The sequence below is a fragment of the Allorhodopirellula heiligendammensis genome, assembly GCF_007860105.1.
Classification (GTDB): domain Bacteria; phylum Planctomycetota; class Planctomycetia; order Pirellulales; family Pirellulaceae; genus Rhodopirellula; species Rhodopirellula heiligendammensis.
Map to the genome: position 1 here is coordinate 2,170,646 of NZ_SJPU01000001.1, position 15,058 is coordinate 2,185,703.

Annotated in this window: 15 protein-coding genes; 9 read left to right on the forward strand and 6 right to left on the reverse strand. The window is 58.0% G+C overall.

The genetic code is table 11. From position 1 onward, the window contains the following. Nucleotides 1–191: 191 nt before the first annotated feature. From Poly21_RS08225 to Poly21_RS08250, 6 genes are all read left to right on the forward strand, one after another. Entirely contained in the window at nucleotides 192–1,343 is a 1,152-nt protein-coding gene (locus tag Poly21_RS08225) for a helix-turn-helix domain-containing protein (protein WP_146406372.1), read from the forward strand. 122 nt (nucleotides 1,344–1,465) lie between these two features. Next, a complete protein-coding gene (locus tag Poly21_RS08230) occupies nucleotides 1,466–2,482 on the forward strand; it encodes an aspartate-semialdehyde dehydrogenase (protein ID WP_146406373.1) in 1,017 nt (338 codons plus the stop codon). 140 nt (nucleotides 2,483–2,622) lie between these two features. Next, nucleotides 2,623–2,925: a P-II family nitrogen regulator gene (locus Poly21_RS08235; protein ID WP_146406374.1), complete on the forward strand. Its 303-nt coding sequence runs from the start codon at nucleotides 2,623–2,625 to the stop codon at nucleotides 2,923–2,925. A gap of 12 nt (nucleotides 2,926–2,937) precedes the next feature. After that, the gene (locus tag Poly21_RS08240; RefSeq protein WP_146406375.1) at nucleotides 2,938–3,876 is read left to right on the forward strand and encodes a TFIIB-type zinc ribbon-containing protein; all 939 of its coding nucleotides are present in this window, start codon (nucleotides 2,938–2,940) and stop codon (nucleotides 3,874–3,876) included. Beyond that, a complete protein-coding gene (locus Poly21_RS08245) occupies nucleotides 3,873–4,865 on the forward strand; it encodes a hypothetical protein (protein ID WP_146406376.1) in 993 nt (330 codons plus the stop codon). Before Poly21_RS08240 ends, Poly21_RS08245 begins: the two co-directional genes overlap by 4 nt. A gap of 15 nt (nucleotides 4,866–4,880) precedes the next feature. Continuing rightward, entirely contained in the window at nucleotides 4,881–5,384 is a 504-nt protein-coding gene (locus tag Poly21_RS08250) for a hypothetical protein (protein ID WP_146406377.1), read from the forward strand. Nucleotides 5,385–5,471: 87 nt separating this feature from the next. On the opposite strand, the gene Poly21_RS08255 is transcribed toward Poly21_RS08250, so the two are convergent. From Poly21_RS08255 to Poly21_RS08270, 4 genes are all read right to left on the reverse strand, one after another. Continuing rightward, nucleotides 5,472–7,226, reverse strand: coding sequence for a TIGR03545 family protein (locus Poly21_RS08255; protein ID WP_146406378.1), 1,755 nt, complete (start codon nucleotides 7,224–7,226; stop codon nucleotides 5,472–5,474). Then, a complete protein-coding gene (locus Poly21_RS08260) occupies nucleotides 7,223–8,245 on the reverse strand; it encodes a TIGR03546 family protein (RefSeq protein ID WP_146406962.1) in 1,023 nt (340 codons plus the stop codon). The genes Poly21_RS08255 and Poly21_RS08260 overlap by 4 nt, the downstream gene beginning before the upstream one ends. 208 nt (nucleotides 8,246–8,453) lie before the next feature. Beyond that, entirely contained in the window at nucleotides 8,454–9,392 is a 939-nt protein-coding gene (locus Poly21_RS08265; protein ID WP_146406379.1) for a prenyltransferase/squalene oxidase repeat-containing protein, read from the reverse strand. A gap of 38 nt (nucleotides 9,393–9,430) precedes the next feature. Further along, on the reverse strand, nucleotides 9,431–9,613 hold the full coding sequence (locus Poly21_RS08270; RefSeq protein ID WP_146406380.1) for a hypothetical protein: 183 nt from the start codon (nucleotides 9,611–9,613) through the stop codon (nucleotides 9,431–9,433). 516 nt (nucleotides 9,614–10,129) lie between these two features. On the opposite strand from Poly21_RS08270, the gene sufU reads away from it, so the two are divergent. The 3 genes from sufU to xseA are packed head-to-tail and all read left to right on the forward strand — an operon-like array spanning nucleotide 10,130 to nucleotide 13,283. Beyond that, nucleotides 10,130–10,624, forward strand: coding sequence for a Fe-S cluster assembly sulfur transfer protein SufU (sufU, locus tag Poly21_RS08275; RefSeq protein ID WP_146406381.1), 495 nt, complete (start codon nucleotides 10,130–10,132; stop codon nucleotides 10,622–10,624). Next, on the forward strand, nucleotides 10,621–11,901 hold the full coding sequence (locus Poly21_RS08280; RefSeq protein ID WP_146406382.1) for an aminotransferase class V-fold PLP-dependent enzyme: 1,281 nt from the start codon (nucleotides 10,621–10,623) through the stop codon (nucleotides 11,899–11,901). The genes sufU and Poly21_RS08280 overlap by 4 nt, the downstream gene beginning before the upstream one ends. Beyond that, entirely contained in the window at nucleotides 11,898–13,283 is a 1,386-nt protein-coding gene (xseA, locus tag Poly21_RS08285; RefSeq protein WP_146406383.1) for an exodeoxyribonuclease VII large subunit, read from the forward strand. Before Poly21_RS08280 ends, xseA begins: the two co-directional genes overlap by 4 nt. A gap of 99 nt (nucleotides 13,284–13,382) precedes the next feature. On the opposite strand, the gene Poly21_RS08290 is transcribed toward xseA, so the two are convergent. Both Poly21_RS08290 and Poly21_RS08295 read right to left on the reverse strand, forming a co-directional pair. After that, nucleotides 13,383–14,330 (reverse strand): cation diffusion facilitator family transporter, encoded by a 948-nt coding sequence (locus Poly21_RS08290; protein WP_302118095.1) that lies wholly within the window; start codon nucleotides 14,328–14,330, stop codon nucleotides 13,383–13,385. 338 nt (nucleotides 14,331–14,668) lie between these two features. After that, on the reverse strand, nucleotides 14,669–15,055 hold the full coding sequence (locus Poly21_RS08295) for a F0F1 ATP synthase subunit delta/epsilon (protein WP_146406384.1): 387 nt from the start codon (nucleotides 15,053–15,055) through the stop codon (nucleotides 14,669–14,671). Nucleotides 15,056–15,058: the final 3 nt, after the last annotated feature.

Below are 15,058 nucleotides of genomic sequence, written 5' to 3' on the forward strand. Positions count from 1 at the left end.
GCTCGCATTCGCTTGGTAGGGTGAGGCTACTTGCCCTTACGAAATCACCGGTGCAAGATAGGAGCCTGCGGAAATCTTACGAATGGGTGATCATTGCCCATTAAAGATTGTCAATCGGTGCGGTCGATGGGGTTTTCTCTCCGCGGGACCCAAATTCTTTTCACTTCTCCTTCTGCTGTAAAAGAGCACCTATGAGATACGCTTTTCGGCTTGCCGAACTTCTCGGCCACACCCCTGACCGCCGCAAGCGGCCAGGAACGATCAAAGCGATTGTCGAGCATACCGGGCTCGACCGACATCAAGTTGCGTCGCTGCTTAAGAACGAAGCAAAATACATCCCTCTGGACGCGCTCTCGCGTTTATGTGACTACCTCATCGATCAGGGACACGCCACTGCTGACGAGCTGCCAGGTGCCCTGTTTGCAATCAACGCGGAGAACTTCTGGGAATTGTTGGCGCGGCGCAGCGATATCGAGATTGTCGTCGGTGTTCGGCAAGGCGAGGGCGAAGCATCACCGGAGAACGCGATGGTCGTCGCCAGCGATTCGGTGCTGGTCGGTGAGTTGCTCAATGGGATCTCGACACTCGGCGGCGTCGCGAAACACCTCGGCGACAAATCCTCGCCGGATGCATCGACCCGGGCGGCCGACGTCCCGAGCCCCGATCGAATCCAGCAGTCATTGGTGTGGAGCCCTGGACAGGTTTCCTTGGAAGATGCTCGCGAGCGAGCCAGCGAAGTCTATGACGGATTCCAAAATGGCGCGGGCGATCGCGGTATTATCTGCATCGGCAGTGTGAAGAGCAATCCAACCGTGGAACTGTTGTTCTCTGAAGCGTTCGGCTGCACGCCATTTGTCACTGAAGACGACGTCGATGACGTGTCCGCACGCTCCTGTCCGTTCTTTTTGCGATACCGCGACAACGACCCGAAGCCGGATGGGGCCTCCGCTGGGATGCGATTGAGCAAGAACGAAGACGCTCCCAACCCCGGCTTCTACTACGAGAAAGACGACGGCACGTGGGAATATGCTGGCGGAAACGGTAAGGATGTCGCGTTGGTATTCTATCTATTCCGCGAGGCCCTCGGTCGACTTGACATGGTCCTCAGCGGTTTTTCTGGCCGTGCGACCCGATTGTTGGCAAAAACTTTGGCCATCCGCGGCGAAGAGTTTTGGCCACCGGTATACGAAGAGAGCGGGATCCAGGTCGGTGCGTACTTGGTACAGTATGAAGACGCCGAGGGCAAACCTGACCGAGCTGATCTGCTGCACAATACGGGCGGAGCGGCAAAGATCATGCCGCTGCCCCGCGAGGCCATCGCTCGCCGATTCGCCCGACGTTAAGAAGGGGTTCAGCGCGCAGAGGAGGCCGCGTCCAACGTGAAGCTCGTGCCCCCGCTCTGTCTGAACCCAAGTCCTGTCTGATAAGTACCCTGAATCCAACTTTCTCCTAAACTTCTGCTGTAATGTTTGATTGCGTTGCCCTCGTCGGCGCCACCGGCGCCGTCGGTCGAATTGTCCTTGATCAGCTGCACGCACGGAACTTTCCGATGCGGCGGTTGCGGTTGCTGGCCTCAGCGCGCAGTGCGGGTACGAAGGTGCGGTTCGGGGACGAGGAAATCACAGTGGAGTTGCTCGAACCGTCTGCATTTGAAGGCGTGGATCTGGTCATCGCCAGCACGCCGGACGAAGTATCGGCGGAGTTCGCGCCGTGGGCTGTCAAAGCGGGAGCGATCGTTGTCGACGAGAGTGGTTATTGGCGGATGGACCCCCAGGTTCCGCTCGTGATCCCTGAAGTCAACCCGCAGGCCGTCGATAACCATCACGGCATCATTGCGAGTCCGAACTGCAGTACCACGCAGATGGTTGTTGCCCTGGCGCCGCTGCATGCGGCTGTCGGAATCCGCCGCGTCGTGGTGAGCACGTACCAAGCGACCAGTGGCGCGGGACTGGCGGGGAACGTGGAATTGAACGCGAGCGTTGAAGCATCACTCAGAGGCGAAACGCACACACCATCGACGTTCCAGCACCCCATTGGATTCAATTTGATCCCTCAGATCGGTTCCCAAAAATATCTTGGGTACACCAGCGAGGAGATGAAAATGGTATACGAAACTCGCAAGATCCTCGGTGACGAATCAATTGCCGTTTGTCCCACCGCAGTGCGTGTGCCTGTCGCGACGGGTCATAGTGAATCAATCTTGGTTGAGACACGACAACCACTCACCGTCGAGCAAGCTCGAGAGCTATGGGAAGCCGCTGAAGGCGTCACAGTGGTTGACGATCTCGACAATCAAATCTATCCGATGCCGCGTGACTGTGACGGGCGAGATGATGTTTTCGTGGGACGCATTCGCCAAGACATCAGCTCTGAGTCAGGCATCGCGTTCTGGTGTGTGAGTGATAATTTGCGGAAGGGTGCCGCCACCAACGCGGTTCAAATCGGTGAGCTCCTCGCCCGGAAAGTGGTAGCAACCTCCTAACGAAGGCGTGTAGAATGCAGAGCCTGGGCCGGGGGCGGTGAGACGCCGGGCTACATCTTCACCCGGTCTAGCGAGTCTCGGCTCAAGTAGTCGATCGCCCGACTCGACTTTCCTAATGGTCAAACTCCGTCAGAAATGCGATGAAGCAAGTTGTTACCGTCGTCGCACCGCACCTTGCTGAGAAGGTTCTCAACGCGCTGCAACGCGCCCCCTTGGAGGGCCTCTCCGTTCACGAAGTGAAAGGATATGGACGGCAAAAGAGTTATCTCGACCAGTATCAGGATACGGAGTACTCCCAGGTTTTTTTACCCAAGGTTGAAATCACTCTCTGGGTCGACGATGCTCGCCTAGACGGTGTTATCGAGAAGATTTTGGAAGTCACTCGAACCGGCCGAATCGGCGACGGAAAAATCATGGTGCTGCCCGTCGACAGTTTGCTTTAAGAATCCAATTTCATGGCGGCTGATTCATCGCAACTGACCGGCGAACAGGAGATTGCCTGCCAATCGTGCGGAGCCGTGTTGCATGTCAGCGCGAACGTGCGATCGACGACGTGCCCGTACTGCGCCTCACCGTCGATTATCCACCGGCCGCCGGGCGTCAATCGTCCTGAACCCACTTTTTTAGTCGCGTTTACCGTCAATCACGATCACGCATCGGCGGCCGTTCGAAAATGGATTTCGCGAAGCAGCATCTTTGCACGCTCCGATTTCAAACGCGCCGTGCCCAAGCTGACTCATGGCGTCTATTTGCCGGCCTATTTGTATGGCGCGGTGACACAGACGGAGTATTCCGCTCGGATCGGTGAGAACTATACCGAAACAGAAACTTACACAACGACCGATTCAAACGGACGTACCGTCACGCGGACGCGAACGGTAACCAAGACAGAATACCGGTCCCTTCAAGGGCGCCACCAGTGCTACGTTGTCGACGTCCTCGTCACCGCCTCCAGCGGAGTCAGTAACGCTGCGCTCGAAGCGATCGAACCGTATGATCTGCGTTCTCTGCGCGCCTACGCAGACTCGTTTATCTCGGGTTGGCTGGCAGAGGAGCCCTCACGCAGCAAACAGGAATGTCTGCAGTTCGCACACAACGAGACTCTCGCCCTGGTCAACCGAAAACTATCTGAGTTCATGCCGGGCGATAGCTCGTCCATTACCCAGTCGAATACAAACGTATCCAATGAGGTGATCGACCTCGTGTTGCTGCCGGTATGGTCATATGCACTGCGTTACGCCGATGATCGTCCGCCGATTCAGATCCTCGTTAATGGGCAAACGGGCCGGGTGGGCGGTACCGTTCCGGTTTCAACCACGAAGATTGCCCTGACTGTGCTGGCGGTCGTGATTGTTTGTCTGCTTCTATTTGCCTTGATCTCGATGACGCAATGACGCACGCACAGCCACCATCGGAGCCCGTCCACGAGCGATGCTGCTCACGCTGCGACTCACCACTGGAGTCCGGCGACCTCCGCTGCGCGATCTGCGGTGCAGCTGCTCCTCGTGCCGACGACACCGTGCGAGCTGAGGTTGCGACGACGATGCTGCGTTGCCGAGGCTGCGGCGCGGCGATCACATACGATCCGGACCTCCAAGCTCCTGCGTGCTCGTTCTGCGGGGATGTGCTCGAAGTGCAAACGATCACCGATCCAGTCGAGCAGACCGAGCTCTATCTGCCGATGACCGTCACCATGGACCAAGCTCGAGCGACCCTGCGAAGCTGGCTGGGTACGCGTGGGTGGTTCACTCCATCGGATCTGATGGCGGCGTCCCATTTAACGGAAATCAAACCGCTATGGTGGGTTGCGTGGATCTTTGACGCGGAGGCCTTCGTCAGTTGGACCGCTGATTCCAATGCGGGAGCGGGGCGTTCCGCATGGGCTCCTCACGCGGGCCAGAACAATATTCGCTTTGAGAGCATTCTTGTTTCCGGTTCACGCGGTTTGTCCGATGCGGAGGCTGCCGCCATCACGCCTGGAATGCAGATCGCAACCGGCGCAGACACTCCCCACGGTGGCGGCGACCATCCGCTGTTGGAACGCTTCGACATTCCCCGCAGCCAAGCCCGGCAACAGGTCGCTGGGGTGATCCACTCCTCAGCGGCTCAGCAAATTAAGCAGCACTACATCCCGGGCACGCGTTTTCGCAACGTTCACGTCAGCATCGTACTCAGACGCTTGATCACGCGGCGGTACTCGCTGCCAGCCTATGTGCTCGCCTATCGATATCGCAACCAACTGTACCGCGTTGTCATTTGCGGCCAAGACACCCAGTATGTTATTGGGACTTCACCTTTTTCCTACGCAAAACTGTTTCTTGTGATCGTTGGGGTTGCGTTAGCAGTTCTAATTTTGATGGGACTGATGTCCCTAGGTTCTTGATTTTGGGAATGTCACATGAAGTTGTTTCTCGCTCTGCTGTTTGCGGCGATGGCTGCCCCGTTGTGCCACGGCGCACCTCCTGACCGCGTTGTGATTCATTTGCTCGATCCACGCGGCGAATTCGCTGGTGAGGAGACGATGCCGACTCAGTGGCAGAACAGAGAGGCTGACGTGATCGGCAGACGCGTCCTCAACATTGCAGAAGCGAAACGCTTGCGGGCGCTGCTGCGTCAGGAGCTGGCGGACGATGACAACGTGCCGTTTTGTGGACACAGCCCCGCATATGCAGTGAGCATTACCCCGCCGGGTAAGAAGACGACCACGGTCACACTGTGCGGTACCTGTGGGACGTGGGCGAAAGCTGGAGAGCTACGATCACTGCATGGCCGAGCGGCCCTTGAGTATCTCGATCAGTTGCTCCCTCTGCCTGACGTCTTCCGTCCAGCCGACGGCCACTTGCCTGAAATTTTGGCGCCGTTTGGCGAACGCGATTCACGCTCATTTGCGGATCTCGATTGAACGCTTGCCGATAGTGTGAAGCGGAACAGGTGAGCGGCTCCTCGCCGCCCGCTGCTCCGCAGGCTCACGCCTACACCATCGATTGGATTAGCGTAGGCTCTTGCCCAAGGCGGACTGAAGTTTACCGAGGTAACTGTCAGCATCGCCGACTTCGGCGAGTACTTTCTGGCTCATTTCTTCGATGGAACGATCCGCCGATGCGAGTAGCGACTGAGCTTCGGTTTGTTGCTTCGACATCCACTCGCGAAGTTGCAGCATCTGTTCTCGATGAGCGTCTTCCACCTTGGCCGCGAGTTTCGCTTTGCTATCGTCGAGTTGCAGCGCGATCGCATCTTGGATCGCGTCACCAAACACGTTGCCGAGGTTAGTATGCAGGTCGAGGTCGAGCTTCTTCCAGTCACCGTGGAAGGCAGCATCGACGTCGATACTGTCCACCGCTGCCAAGGACTGATTCATCGATACCACCGCAGCCGAGTTGGCGGCAGCACCGTCAACGTCAAGATGCATGTTCACGCCAATCTGTTTACTCACCAGGCGTCCTTGAACCTTCTCCCCCTGACTGTCCAATTGGACCCATACCTCTCGTTGACCACCGTTAATCGCCACCGCAACATTCTTGCCATCTCCCAATCGCATGGGATCGGCCCGCATCTGTGGCCAGTGCAGCGTCAAGCGATCGTTGAGCGTGCCCTGACGCCGGTCTCGAATGTAGTCTACCTGCACGGTCTCTGGACCTTCAAGCAACAGTCGAGCACGTGTGGGCTCAGCCAGATACTCAGGCTGAGGGGTCATATTCTCGATCAACCCAGTCAGCGAGTAAGTCTTGCCACTGGCACGCATCAGGCCGTCGACTTGGCATTGCTCGATCAACATTTCCGGGCGGCGACGCTTGCCTAGGAAGTCAAAATTCTCGCCGCGAACTCGCTCTGAATCGGGGGCGACGACGGTGTAATTGGCGAGCGTCCGACCGTTGTCGAGGTAGCCACGCAGTTGCGTTAGGTAGCTATGGATTTGCGCCGAAATCAGATCCACGCCAAAGTTTTTGGACTCACTGAGGTCACCGGGCACGTAGGCATCAACCTTCGCCAGGTCCGCTTGCCGGGCTCGATCGAGCTTGACCAGATCGCCGCGAAGCTGTTCAGGCATTTCATTCATGGCCTCGCGGACTTCAAGCAATTCTTCCCGAGCCGTACGCGCCTCGGCAAGGGTGCGCTCAAGTTCCGGCCAGTCGCGTAGCGGATTATCGATGCCTTTGGCAGCCGAGCGAATCGTCTTCACGCGGTTCTCGAGGTTGCGAGCCTGTGTGACGAGCGTCTCGTATTGAGTTTTCCAGCGGCGACGAATGTCTTCGCCAGTCTTCACTGTTTCCAGATTTTCACCGATCTGCTCAGCCTGATCGGTGAGGCCCCGTGTCGCCGTGGAAAGCAGCTGCCCGATCATCGATGGACCTGCGGATTCATCGATGGCCTCAGGCTCAACGTCGAAGTGTCCGGTGGTTTCTCGCTGGGAACCAATTTGCAAGCCGCTGATCTTGCCTTCGCGAATCACCCAGCGGCGGCGCAATAACGCGTCGCCATCAATCGCTAACTCGATGGAGTCAGCCATGAACGCATCGCGGAATTCTTTCCCGTCTCGGGGATCGGCCACGTGCACATTCGCGAACCGCACCGAAGGCGGGTACAAACTCACCTCAGTCGAGCCGATCTCGGCACGCGCACCTGTCGATGCTTGCAAGCCCGCGACGGTGATGTAGCTCGCGACGGGCCCGAGGCCTACCGAGAGAATCATTAAGATCGCAGCGGCAATAATCAACCGCGTCAGTAGAAAGCGCCAACGAATCATGCTGCATCCTTGTCTTTGGAATCACGCAACTGTCGAAGCAAGTAACTCAGTGCTTCATCAATCTTGTGCTGTTCGTCGACAGGCGATTCAGTGGAATCGTCTGCCCTCGTGGATTGTGCGGCTCGGGCCGCAGCGACCGTTTCAGTTGTATTTACCCGGCGCGACACGGAGGTGCCAATCGCGACGCGAGTGGGGCGCAACGCGTTCGACGCGGCTACGGGCTGCGGGATGGCGCGAGGCGGCGTCGAATCTTGAGCGGACTGTGATGTCGCTGGCACCCGCTCGGATGATCCTGTCTGCGGCCTCCGAGCGTCTGTGCCAGACGGACCTACTGCAATGTCGCTCTCTGCCGTGATGGAATCAGCTTGGGCAGGGTTGACAGGTGAGGTGCTACTCTCCGACGCGTCGCGTGTGTCGACGTGGCTGCTATCGTGTGCCGCATGGCTGGTATCGAGCCGTTTTACTGTCGGTGTCGCCACGTTTGGCGCAGTAGGCTCGCTCTCAGCGTCGCCGGCAGCCGTCGGCTCCGGTTTGGTCTCGTCCTGGGGGGCGGTTTGCGAATCCGCATCGGCCTCGGGGTCAACCAATACAGGTGCCAGGGCGCGAAACAGTGGGTAGGTAACCATCAATAGCGGCCCCACCGAGGCCAGCCCGATGATAAAACTGCCCATCACGATGGTATTGTTCAGATCCGTCCACGGTACGAGCGGGTACTGCCACGCCACCGCAAGTCGATCAGCGACCCCGGGTTGTTCGAAGCACCAGCGGCCGAGCGAGTCGAATGCAGGATCCAGCCGTGGCGCTAAAAAAGTGACAGCAACGCCCACCAGGGCGACCATGGCGTGATTCACCTGTAGCATCAGCACGAACAGCACCAACACGACGGCCAGCAGGTTCCCGTGTGGGATCATGCCTATGAGGGCCCCCAGCGCGACGCCCCAGGCGAGTTGGCCGGGATGCCTTCTTCCCGCAATCGCCTTGCGAACGCTGCTGATGAGCTTGATCGTCCAGAGAATCATGGCTTCCGCCTCTTGCGGTGAATCGCGGTACAAATCGATGTCTCGAGAGGTCTGCCGAATGTCCTACTCGAAATCGTCTGCGTTCAATGCGGTGGGGTTCAGCGCAACCGGTTCATTAACGCGCTGTCTGGTTTAATCGGCACAATCGGCCCTGAGCTTGAATACAATCCGCAAATTCGTCGCTGCCAGCCCAATACGATCCTTTTAGTCAGACGGAGCTAAGGCCGGCGCACATCGCCAGTGTCGCAATGCCATAAAACGTGTATTCCACGTCGGGTGTATGGTCGAGCGTGAAACCGACAAAGCCGCTCTGGGCGGGGGACTGCATCGAGTGGGCGTAATGCGCAACCCGGGGAATAGAGAGGCGTTCGGCGGCGTTTAAATCAACGAGGGTGGTCAGTCCCGTGAAGCTGCTCAGGAGATCGGCGAAAGGAATTCGTGTGTTGGCGGTCAGTCCGCCTTCATCACCCTGCATCTCGAGTAGGAACTCAATGGTGTCGCCCTCGCTAGCGATGTCGAGCCTTCCGAGGGCTTTGAGCGTCCCGATAGCGGCGGCAGTGGGATTCACGCCTGGACGCTTGGCTGCACGAATCTCCAGGTAACCGCCATCGGCGTGCCGCTGTGAGTCGATAAACCCAATTAACGAGTCGACGTTAGGGACAGGCACTTCCATCAGTTCATGGCAGAGCACACAGAGAAACGATTGGTAGGTGCTGCCGGCCCGGCCCTCGGGCGTCTTGGCAAATCCGCCATCACTGCATCTCAATTCGCTGAGCAAACGCGCTACGTTGGTTCGCCAAGTCGTATCCTCGTCAGAAATAACCACCTCACCGGCGGCCATTTCCAAGATTGCGGCCCCAAAAATCAGTGAGATCAAGTCAATCACGCTGTCCCGACGAGTCAGCCGCTGACGCAAAAAATCTCCGGCGCGTTCCGCAACTGCTTTATCCAATCGGTCGAGAACCCATAACGATCGCAGCGCGAACGCTGTGTAATACGGATCACTGTCACCTTCGCGGCCTGCAAAACCTCCGTCATGGCGCTGTTGGCGGTGAAGCCAGCGAGCGTGTGAATCGCGCAACTCCAGTGGCAGCTCGGTAGCACCGATCGCCAAGCGTAGAGTGAGTTCGTGCAGATATCCACTCATTGATTAATGACTTCTTTCCATCGATTGGGGACGCCATTTCAGCCAGCTTCAGGCGTGGCCGCGGGCGGCACCATGACGTCAGGGGTGGGGGAAGCTGGCATATCACCCAGCGTTTTACCAACAGCGGCGGGTTCAAAATAGGCCGTCGACAACAGATCTCTACGATAGGCGAACCATACCAGCGGACGCTCCGCCGTCACATCGACTACGCATTGTCGCAATTGTGCTCGTGCTCAAATTTCGCCACCCCTTCGCCTGCATGCCACTAGGGTGTCGGGAAGCGAGCAGGATCACTTCGGTTTTGTTTTTATGCGACGATGTCGCTCTCTTTGCGCGGTCGTCTCGGGAGACATCGGCTGCCGGGCGGGTTATCGGGAATCGAATTCTGGACGGCAATATTCGGCGAGCCCACTGAAGTCGTGCGGACCTCGATTTCCATGTTTTACGGCGTGCAGCAGCGATCACGACAACTCAATATTTAAAAAAATCGTTCTGAATTCCTGCTCCTGCTCGGTTCCCACTGTGACGTGGCATCACGCGCTCGTGACAGTAATTGAACGACCTGACAATCAATTGAGTCCGGTCTGTCATGATTGACGGTTTGAGGGGCCGTTCCTTTTTCTGACATCTTGCGTAGAGTGAAAGGGAGGAGCTGCCTCACAGGTGACCCGCGAGAAACCAGTGCTCGGCTAGCTCCTGTCGCCTATCCTTCCACGCCAGCTTATGTTTCCACGCCGATGCCCCACCCCCAGGACAATCCCGACGATCAGGACATTTACCAAGAGAACGTGCTCGATCACTATGAGGACCCCTACAACCGGGGGGCTTTAGCGAGTGCCACTCACGCCCACGATGGAAAAAATCCTCTCTGCGGCGATAAAATCCACATCGATTTACGATTGGATGACCAAGGCCGGGTCGCGCAAGCGTGGTTTGATGGCGACGGGTGCGTGATCAGCCAAGCGTCTGCCTCGATGTTATTGGAAGAGATTGAAGGAAAGTCGATTGAGGAGGTGGAGAAATTCTCGGCCGACAACATGCTCCACCTGTTCGGCCCGCAGCTGACACCCAATCGTCAAAAATGCTGCTTGCTCAGTTGGAAGGTCTTGCAGGGAGCTCTGAAACGCCCGGTCGGGACCGACGCAGACGTGAGTGTGACCGAGAACGATGACGAAATCGATTCCGGTCAGTCGACATCGTTCGGCGGCCCATCTTTGGAGGAGGAACAATGAGTTTGCTCGATACCGACCAAATCCGGCAGGATTTTCCTATACTCGATCGGACTGTGACTAGCGGCGAGCAACTGGTATATCTCGATAACGCGGCATCGACTCAGCGCCCCCGCGCAGTAATTGAGGCGATGGATGACTGCTATTTGCGATACTACAGCAACGTTCATCGGGGCATTCACACGCTCAGTGAGGAATCGACCCGTGCTTACGAGGCGGCCCGGCGGACGACTGCGGGATTCCTAAACGCGTCTTCGACACAGGAGATCATATTTACTGCAGGGACCACGGCCGCGATCAATACGGTTGCTCGTTCATGGGGTGACGCCAATGTCTCATCCACAGACGTGATCCTGACTCTGATCAGCGAACATCACGCCAACATCGTTCCCTGGCACCAACTCGCCGCTCGCACCGGCTGCCGCGTGGAATTCATCCCGATGGATGAAAACTTTGAGATCTCCGATACAGTCGTGGCTGAGTATCTCGATCGATTCAAGCCGAAAATGTTTGCATTCGCTGCTGCCAGCAACACGCTGGGCAGTGAGTATCCGGTGCAGCGATGGACCTCGCTGGCCCATGATCACGGGGCGACCGTTCTCATCGACGCCGCCCAAGCTGCGCCGCACCAACAAATCGATGTGCAACAATGGGCTGCTGACTTCCTAGTGTTCAGCGGTCATAAAGTCTGTGGCCCAACCGGTATCGGTGTGCTCTATGGCAAGCGAGAATTACTGGATGCCATGCCTGCGTTTCTTGGGGGCGGCGGAATGATACTGAACGTCACGACCGAAGGTTTCACGACGCACGAACTGCCTGAGAAATTTGAAGCCGGCACACCACCCATCGTCGAAGCGATTGGCTTAGCCGCTGCACTGGATTATCTCTCGTCGATAGGGATGGACCGCATTCACGCGCATGAACGCGTCTTGGGCGAGCGTGTTGATGCAGGCTTGCGACAGATTGATGGGGTTCGAGTCATCGGTCCATCCGCCGACAAGAAGGCAGGAATCAACAGTTTTCTAATCGAGGGTGTGCACGCACACGATGTCTCCCAGTTCCTCGACGGACGCGGCGTGGCGGTGCGAGCAGGCCATCACTGCACAATGCCGCTGCATCAAGCGATCGGCGTGACGGCGACCACGCGGGCAAGTTGCTATCTTTACAACACACCCGCCGAAGTTGACCGGCTGCTCGAAGCTGTCGCGGGCGTGCGTGCCAAATTTGCGAAGTCGGGACGGCGTCGACGATCGCGGCGCTCGGTTGAGTCGGCCCCATGACAGGCCGCGAACAACAACTCCCATTTGATTTTGGTGGTGAGGATGGTTCGCTGGACGACGGTCCCCCCGCGCGACCCAGCACAGCCAGATCAGGCATCCAGAAAAAATCATCGCCACTGAAGAAGTCGCCACGCGCAAAGGTGGCTGTAAAGAAACCGGTTGCCGCTACCGCCGAGGAAGCTCTCAGCATCAGCGAGGTGACGCTGCGGATCAAACAAGCGGTCGAGTCATCGTTATCGAGCATGTGGGTGGCCGGGGAGATCACGGACATCGCGCGTCCTCGCAGCGGTCATCTCTACTTCACCCTGAAGGATGAACGCTCGCAGTTGCGTGGTGTGATGTGGCGAAGCGTCGCTGAGCGACTGCCATTTGATCTCGATGATGGCCAAAGCGTGTTGTGCTTTGGCGATGTTGAAGTGTACGCGGCCCGCGGCACCGTGCAGATGGTGGTGCGAAAGTGCCAACCGCAAGGCATGGGTGCGCTGCAACTCGCCTTGGCTCAGTTACAAGCGAAACTCGAGTCGGAAGGTCTTTTCGCAGTTGAGCGGAAACGGGTGCTGCCTCGCCTGCCACGCAAAATTGCGATCATCACCAGTCCGACAGGAGCCGCGATTCGCGACTTCTTGCAAGCTGCCGCTGCGCGTCACGCAGGTGTTGAAATCGTGTTGATCCCGGCCAGCGTTCAGGGGCCGGGCAGCGTCGAGGCGTTGATTTCCGGGATTGCAGTCGCTCACCAGCTCGATCCCCGCCCGGACGTGCTGATCGTGTCCCGCGGCGGCGGATCGCTCGAAGATCTATGGTCGTTCAATGACGAAAATTTCGTCCGCGCTCTCGCTCGTTCGCGGATTCCTACCGTATCGGCGATTGGTCACGAAATCGACGTGACGCTATCGGATCTCGTGGCAGATGTCCGCGCGTTAACGCCCACGGACGCCGCCAGTCGCGTGTTGCCCGATCGGGAGGTCCTCGTTGACGTGCTCGAAGCGCTCGCCGCAACTATGCGACGATCGTTGTTTCAGCGGATCGACGGGTCACGCCAGCGGCTCGGGTGGATCCAATCGCGCCCCATCTTTCGCAATCCCTTTGAAATCGTTCACGACCGCAGTCGCATCGTTGACGAACTCGACGAGCGCGCCCGCGCGTTGATGTGGCGACGGGTCGAACAGCAGCGAAGTCGCCTGCAACAACTCACCGCCGCTGTCTCGGCGCTCTCGCCACTGGATGTTCTCGCGCGAGGCTACAGCGTCACGCAAAACGAGCACGGCGACGTGATCCGCGCCGTCGACGCGGTACAGCCGGGCCAAGTCCTGCGAAGCCGAGTGCTCGATGGCGTGATCCAATCAATCGTTGTCGAAAACGGCGATCGGTCTTCGGCGGACTGAGTATCGGAGTCGTCGCTGGGGATCATCGTCCCGAGCCGCATCCTCGCGTTGGTCCGCTGTTTCCGAACCGGCTTGGTGCGCACCCTTTGAGATGAGTGCTCAGCCCTCTGCGGAATGCCGTTCGTGCGGGAACGGCTCCAGGTGCACGAGCACGTCTCGTAGGCTAACGAACTGCTCGAGCAGGTGATCTTTGACGCGGTGACCAATTCGATGGCCAGCCGCGACAGTTAAGTTTTGATCCACTTCAATGTGAATATCAGCAAAGTACTCCAGCCCAGACTTACGTACCCAGAGGGTCTCCACATCCTCGACACCCTCCACCGAAAACGCTGCCTCCCGGATCTGATCGACGAAGCCCGAGTCAGCTTGAACGTCCATCAGTTCGCTGGCGCTGGAGCGAAACAGGTGTACGCCGGTCCATACAATGGCGGCCACGACGACTAGCGAGGCAGCTTCATCCGCCCACATGAAGCGGGGCCCCCCAATGCGAACAGCAATCAGACCAATCAATACTGCGAGTGCACACAAAGCGTCACTGCGATGATCCCACGCGTTCGCGATGATGGCAGCCGAACCTGTGCGTCTGCCCACCTGGACCTTGTATCGATACAAGCCTTCCATGATGACGACGTTGACGCCGGCAATCCACAAAGTCCACGCTGCGGGGACGGTGTGAACCGTCCCAAATTGATGAATCGCCTCCCACGCCACCAAGAGTGCAGAGACAATGATCAAAAGTGCCACGTTCGTCGCGGCAATTCCTTCCGCTCGCGAGTGACCGTAAGGATGCTCCGCGTCTGCAGGACGCTGTGCCACACGCAAGGCAAACAGCACGGCGAGTGTCGTCACGACATCACCAATCGAATTGACCGCATCAGCAACGAGTGCAAAAGAGCTGCCTACAATCCCACCGACGAGCTTAACGACACCGAGTAGCAGATTGACGACCAGACCTAGTAAGGCGGCCTGGGTGACTTCTCGATACAGCGTAGAAACAGAATTGCGATCCATCGGCGCTTCATAATCGCTGTCATTGAAAGGGGGCACTTCACCTTCCTCAGAACAGAGTTGCGGAGGGTTCGCACGAGATTGACGCCACCGGCCAGCGGCATTTCCCCGATTCTAACGCCCGGCAACGAAATTCCATACAGGCGGCACGCCCTGGAACCCAGCGGTTAATCAGCTCGGGACCTTGGCGGGCCGGCGCATGCCCACCATCGCCCGATTGAGGTTCTCAGAAGTCACGCCAATTCTTCCACGTGCTGCGACCTCACCGCGATCCCAATCAGCTCGGTCGCCGGGCGGTACTCGCCGTTCTGGACGGACTTCGCGAAGACGAGATATAGCAAGCGGTCGCGAGTTCAGCGACCGATAAGGCTAATCGCTTACCGTGATGCTCGCAGCTGGCCACGGGCGCGGTGCACGGCCGTGTCCTTGATCTTTGCCAATGCAGGCGTGTCGCTTGGCAATTCCAACGCGTCGCTAAGGGCTTTATTAGCTTCATCCACACTGAGCGAATCCACTGGGATCGCACGTGCGGTCAGAATACTAACAACATTGGCCTCAACTTGCGCAAACCCGCCGTCGACGAAGAAACGCTTCGCCCCCTCACTGGTTTGCAATCGCAGCACACCGTATCCCAGCCGCCCGATCATCGGAGCACGGCCCGTTTGCACGCCGAGTTCACCGTCATACATCGGCAACGCGACAAAATCTGCTTCTCGGTCCAGTTCCGTTCGTTCGGGCGTGACCACGACACATCGAATAGTCATCGT

Bases quoted from the DNA above. Each gene is read 5' to 3' on its own strand.
- Poly21_RS08260 (WP_146406962.1), bottom strand. From the start codon at position 8,245: ATGATTCTCTGGACGATCAAGCTCATCAGCAGCGTTCGCAAGGCGATT.
- Poly21_RS08280 (WP_146406382.1), top strand. From the start codon at position 10,621: ATGAGTTTGCTCGATACCGACCAAATCCGGCAGGATTTTCCTATACTC.
- Poly21_RS08250 (WP_146406377.1), top strand. From the start codon at position 4,881: ATGAAGTTGTTTCTCGCTCTGCTGTTTGCGGCGATGGCTGCCCCGTTG.
- Poly21_RS08235 (WP_146406374.1), top strand. From the start codon at position 2,623: ATGAAGCAAGTTGTTACCGTCGTCGCACCGCACCTTGCTGAGAAGGTT.
- Poly21_RS08265 (WP_146406379.1), bottom strand. From the start codon at position 9,392: ATGAGTGGATATCTGCACGAACTCACTCTACGCTTGGCGATCGGTGCT.
- xseA (WP_146406383.1), top strand. From the start codon at position 11,898: ATGACAGGCCGCGAACAACAACTCCCATTTGATTTTGGTGGTGAGGAT.
- sufU (WP_146406381.1), top strand. From the start codon at position 10,130: ATGCCCCACCCCCAGGACAATCCCGACGATCAGGACATTTACCAAGAG.
- Poly21_RS08225 (WP_146406372.1), top strand. From the start codon at position 192: ATGAGATACGCTTTTCGGCTTGCCGAACTTCTCGGCCACACCCCTGAC.
- Poly21_RS08255 (WP_146406378.1), bottom strand. From the start codon at position 7,226: ATGATTCGTTGGCGCTTTCTACTGACGCGGTTGATTATTGCCGCTGCG.
- Poly21_RS08295 (WP_146406384.1), bottom strand. From the start codon at position 15,055: ATGACTATTCGATGTGTCGTGGTCACGCCCGAACGAACGGAACTGGAC.
- Poly21_RS08240 (WP_146406375.1), top strand. From the start codon at position 2,938: ATGGCGGCTGATTCATCGCAACTGACCGGCGAACAGGAGATTGCCTGC.
- Poly21_RS08230 (WP_146406373.1), top strand. From the start codon at position 1,466: ATGTTTGATTGCGTTGCCCTCGTCGGCGCCACCGGCGCCGTCGGTCGA.
- Poly21_RS08245 (WP_146406376.1), top strand. From the start codon at position 3,873: ATGACGCACGCACAGCCACCATCGGAGCCCGTCCACGAGCGATGCTGC.